The 4,441-nt window shown below is 29.6% G+C and carries 6 protein-coding genes; 1 reads left to right on the top strand and 5 read right to left on the bottom strand.

Going from position 1 to position 4,441, the window contains the following annotated elements:
- Positions 1–128: 128 nt before the first annotated feature.
- The gene (locus GFU93_RS04380) at positions 129–1,259 is read left to right on the top strand and encodes a site-specific integrase (protein WP_160567561.1); all 1,131 of its coding nucleotides are present in this window, start codon (positions 129–131) and stop codon (positions 1,257–1,259) included.
- Positions 1,260–1,267: 8 nt separating this feature from the next.
- Here GFU93_RS04380 and GFU93_RS04375 read toward each other — a convergent pair whose 3' ends face one another.
- The 5 genes from GFU93_RS04375 to GFU93_RS10070 all read right to left on the bottom strand — a co-directional run bounded on the left by GFU93_RS04375 (position 1,268) and on the right by GFU93_RS10070 (position 4,403).
- Positions 1,268–1,804, bottom strand: coding sequence for a hypothetical protein (locus GFU93_RS04375; RefSeq protein WP_160567560.1), 537 nt, complete (start codon positions 1,802–1,804; stop codon positions 1,268–1,270).
- A 322-nt stretch (positions 1,805–2,126) separates the two neighbouring features.
- Positions 2,127–2,888: a phage Gp37/Gp68 family protein gene (locus GFU93_RS04370; protein WP_160567558.1), complete on the bottom strand. Its 762-nt coding sequence runs from the start codon at positions 2,886–2,888 to the stop codon at positions 2,127–2,129.
- A 107-nt stretch (positions 2,889–2,995) separates the two neighbouring features.
- Positions 2,996–3,565 (bottom strand): hypothetical protein, encoded by a 570-nt coding sequence (locus GFU93_RS04365; protein ID WP_160567557.1) that lies wholly within the window; start codon positions 3,563–3,565, stop codon positions 2,996–2,998.
- Positions 3,566–3,569: 4 nt separating this feature from the next.
- Positions 3,570–4,010 carry a M15 family metallopeptidase gene (locus tag GFU93_RS04360; protein ID WP_160567555.1) on the bottom strand — a complete coding sequence of 147 codons (441 nt, stop codon included), beginning with the start codon at positions 4,008–4,010 and terminating at the stop codon, positions 3,570–3,572.
- Between the two features lie 3 nt (positions 4,011–4,013).
- Entirely contained in the window at positions 4,014–4,403 is a 390-nt protein-coding gene (locus tag GFU93_RS10070; protein WP_221411556.1) for a hypothetical protein, read from the bottom strand.
- Positions 4,404–4,441 lie beyond the last annotated feature (38 nt).

The raw sequence follows: 4,441 nt of genomic DNA, 5'->3' as shown, positions 1-4,441 counted from the left end.
CGCGGTTTATAGCCCTTTTTTACGTTTTTTTATCTATGCCATATTCTGCCATATTCTGCCAATTTTTTGATACCTTTTTTTAAAAAAGTATCAAATTTTTTGATACCTTTAATCAAATTTATAATTACATGGATAGCTTATCATTACGCTTTATATTTGACAGGAAAAATGAAATTAAGAATAAAGGTAAAGAAACCGGGCTATTACACATTGAAGTAAGGCAGAACAAAACCATAAACCGTATATTTATATCTACAGGCATTAGATTAAAACCATCTGAATTTACATCCAAAAACGGATTTACCTGCAAAAACCATCCTAATGCAACTGCTATAACCGCTAAGGCTCATCGGATATTTAGGAATATTGAGGCATTTGTTTTATCGGAAAACTGCAATTCCTTAGAAGATGCCAAAAACTGGAATAAAGATGAATCTTTAACCCATTCAGTAGTTGAATTTATTTATTCTGAGTTAAAACGGCGCGACCCCTCTTTATCCGTCTTAGAATATAATAAATCGTTTTTGAGAAGGCTTGAAGACTTTGGAAAAATTAAAGTATTTGCGGATTTAACCTACAAAAATTTATTAGACTTTGATGAGTATTTAAGACAGTTTATTAAATCTTCCCCTACTCTTTACAAACGTCATAGTTTGTTTAAGGGATATATTAATGAGGCGATTAAAAGGGGACTTTGTAAATCTAATCCCTACGATTTATTTAAAATTTCAAAAGGTAAGTCTAAGAAGCCTGTATTTTTAACTCCTGATGAAGTTGACTGTATTTATTTATTTGAATTTGATAACCCTAAAATTGACAGAGTCAGAGAGTTATTCTTATTTCAATGTTATACCGGTATGTCATATGCTGACACTCAACTATTCAATAGTGAATACATCGTTGAACTGGACGGGTATAAAGTTATTCGGTCTAATAGAAAAAAGACCGACGAAAGTTTTATATCATTGCTTTTACCGGAAGCCGAAAGAGTGTTAAAAAAATTTGATTATAAACTACCTAAAATAAGCAATCAAAAATATAATGATTATTTAAAAATAGTTGGTGAATATGTCGGACTTACTAAAAAACTTACCAGTCACGTTGCTCGTCATACTTTTGCCACGTATTTACTTAATAAAAGTATTCCTATTGAAACAGTGAGCAGAGCTTTAGGCCATTCTAATTTAAAACAGACACAACACTACGCAAAAATGATGGGTAAAAAAGTGGTTGATGATATGAAAAAATTGATAGAGTGATAAATTAATTACTCACATTTTGGAAGAAGAACATCTTTATTATTCAAAACATTTTTAATTTCTGATATTATTTTTTTATAATTCACCTTTAGACTGGAAAAACCATTTCTAACCAGGGATTTAAAAATAAGCTTACTAATAAAAATTAAAACGGAAAGATTATAAGTACTTAAGATTGTGAGTTTTTTTGATGTATCATTAAATTGATCATAAGCTTTTAAAAATTCTTTATTTTGGATTTTAATTACTTCATTTATATTCTTTTTATCTTTTGCATACTCTAGATCTTCTAAAGAATTTAGAAAAATAATTAATTTTATTTTAAAGTCTAGAAATTCAGGATTAACAACTATATTTTTAAATATTTTTAAAAATTCTATGTCTTCTTTTTTTAAATATCCCTTGTTTTGTATATAGGTAAGTTCCATCTTATCATAATTGGAAGCTAACTTCAAAATTAATACTTCCTTTTTTTGCTTTATATATTGATGGAGCAATACATACACCAATAGAGCTAAAGATAGTATTGTTATTAATATATTCATGTTTTAATTGAAAAGTAATACAAAGATAAAAATATATTTATTTGATTTTTAAATATTTAAAGTTGTAGCGCTAAATTTTTCAAAATAATCTTTAATAAAAATATTAAGAATTAGTAGAAAGTTTCTTTTATAACATCATAAAAAAGAAAAGCCTAAATAATTGAAATTAGGCTTTATTTTAATTAAGAAGAATAAAAATTATTTATACTTCAAATAAACTCATATCATAAATGTATAAATAATTCTTCTTTCTTACAAAAATTTTTACTCTAGAATATAAAAAATCACTCTGAAATTAAATAATTTAGAATGATTTAAAAACTTATATTAATGTTAATGATTTCTTTTCAAATTTTTTGGAAATTTCAGGCATTTCTTTCCACTCTTTTCCAGAAAGTAAACTGCCATTAATCTTTTTATTTCTCTTTATTCCATCCTCTCCCCAAGTTCCCCATTGTTTAAAAAAGAATGCTACACCCTGTTCTTGACATTGTGTTTGGATTTTTTCTGCCCATTCAGGATTCATCGGTCTTGCTCTGTTTCCACTTTCGCCACCAACAATAACCCAATCAATATTTGTTAAATCTAATTTACCAACAGAACCTATAAGAGGCTCTATAGATAAAAATTTAATTTTAGCAGGAATGTTTCTTAAAATATCAATCCTATATTTAGTTTTTGCGTCTTCTACTGTTACTCCAAGCCATACATTATCAGGAATTGTTCTATTTTCAAAATATTGTTTTAATATATTTTCTCTTTTAGTTAAAATTTGGTATTGGTGCTGAGGTGTTTCACGTATAGTGTTAAAAATTTTATCTAAAAAGTGAAATGGCATTTTTTCATGGAAAAGGTCACTCATAGAGTTCACAAAAAATTTTGTTGGTTTCTTTATTTTTTTTGGTAATTCTAACCGTTCAGGCATTAAAGTAAATTCAAATCCATTTTCATATCCCGGAGTTCCCATTGCTTGTAACCTTTTTGCCATTACCTCAGCATAGCAAAATTTACAACCTGCTGTTATTTTATTACAACCTGTTGAAGGATTCCATGTTGCCTCAGTCCATTCTATTTTTGTTTTCATCTTAAGTAAGTTATTTCTTATAAAGATAGAAATAAATAGATCTTTATCCAAGAAAATGAGGGTTTAAATTGTGCGAAAACTATTCATTTTAAACAAAATATAAAAATTTAAAGCCTTATAAAATTATAGCTTATACCAACGCCAACGGTTGGAGTCCATCCGTTTTTAAAGTCGGTGCCATAGCCTCCAAAAACACCGATACCAACGGGTTTTATTTTACTTTTTTTGTTCTTGTAAATCCCTATTTCTTTGTCTTTTTCATCGATAATTAGTTTTGACAAATTTAATTGCTGTTTGTTTTTTTCTAATTGAATGTTTTGGATGTCTACTAAACTATCGCATTGATACGCTTGTTCTTTCAAATGTTGGACATCTTTTTGGCAAAGGGTATCGTTGTATTGCTGTATTCGTTCTTCTGTAATAAGAGTAATTTTTTCTTTTCCTTTCAGGTATATTTTTTTTACTTCTTGTTTTACTTGCTCCAACTTATCGTATTCTTTCTGTAGGCTGTCGTATTCTTTTTTATAGGTTTTTACCTTTTTTTCTGATACTTTAATTTCTTTTTGCTGTGTTTTAGTGATAACTTTTCTTTTACCGACTTTATAAGACGTATAACAGGCAGCAAATATCATCACGAGCATTCCAACGGTAAATATGAATTTTTCTTTAGATTTCATTGGTTTAAGGTTTTTTCAACTCAAAATGAGGGTCATCGCACATCTTCCAATCGCCCCCCCACTCTACTGTAATTTTTAATTCTTTGGCCGCTTTTTTTATGTGTTCTGCTATGGCTTTTAATCTTTTTCGTACTTCCGGTCCTTCTCCTTTTTCTCCTGTTTGTACGGATCCATTGTAATAAGGATATAAGTCTACCGCATAGCCGTAACCATCGGCCTTTGCTTGATGGTTGGACTTGTTTATCTCTCCATCGGCATAGGTTATAATTTTGCCCGCCTTGGTTCGTCCCCGTGCGAAAAGTTCTTTTTGTTCTTGAGTGGACCGCAGCCCTTGAGTTATGGTGAAATCGTAAGGACTGTTTTGTATGGCCACTACCATTACGGTTACCAGGTCCGGATGTATATCTTTTAAGTTTTTATAACTCCTGCTACTGAATTTATTCATATTCTAATTTTTTGATGTTTTGTTTTTTCTTGTTCTTTTTTTATGGGCTTTGTCTTGATTTTTTACTAGATTTTCTACGGCGGCTTCTCGTTGCTTTTTACTGTCTTCTTCTATTTCTTTTTGTGCAAAGGCCAACTCGTTTTTAAGTTGGTTCAGTACCTTGTTTTTTCTTTCCTCCGAATTCAATAATTGTTTTCTTTTCGCTTTGATGCTGGTTACATTTTTGCTTGTCATGGTTTTTATGGAATCGATATTCGGCAACTCAGAAACAGCAAAGCGTTTTTTCTTGCTTGCTGTATTTCTGTGATGCGTCTTATACTCTAAAGGATAAGGCTTGAGTAAATAACAAAAAAGGAGTACTACAAGGGCCGATATGATAATTTTTAGTTTCATACTATTTTTCTTTTTTTAGTTTTTTTAATCTTAAAATA

The organism is Apibacter sp. B3546, assembly GCF_009827885.1.
Classification (GTDB): Bacteria; Bacteroidota; Bacteroidia; order Flavobacteriales; family Weeksellaceae; genus Apibacter.
Note: the sequence above shows the minus strand (reverse complement) of the source record. Positions and strands in the feature narration are given on the sequence as shown.

Coding starts and splice junctions, on each gene's coding strand:
- GFU93_RS04375 (WP_160567560.1), bottom strand. CDS start 1,804: ATGAATATATTAATAACAATACTATCTTTAGCTCTATTGGTGTATGTA.
- GFU93_RS04370 (WP_160567558.1), bottom strand. CDS start 2,888: ATGAAAACAAAAATAGAATGGACTGAGGCAACATGGAATCCTTCAACA.
- GFU93_RS10070 (WP_221411556.1), bottom strand. CDS start 4,403: ATGAAACTAAAAATTATCATATCGGCCCTTGTAGTACTCCTTTTTTGT.
- GFU93_RS04360 (WP_160567555.1), bottom strand. CDS start 4,010: ATGAATAAATTCAGTAGCAGGAGTTATAAAAACTTAAAAGATATACAT.
- GFU93_RS04365 (WP_160567557.1), bottom strand. CDS start 3,565: ATGAAATCTAAAGAAAAATTCATATTTACCGTTGGAATGCTCGTGATG.
- GFU93_RS04380 (WP_160567561.1), top strand. CDS start 129: ATGGATAGCTTATCATTACGCTTTATATTTGACAGGAAAAATGAAATT.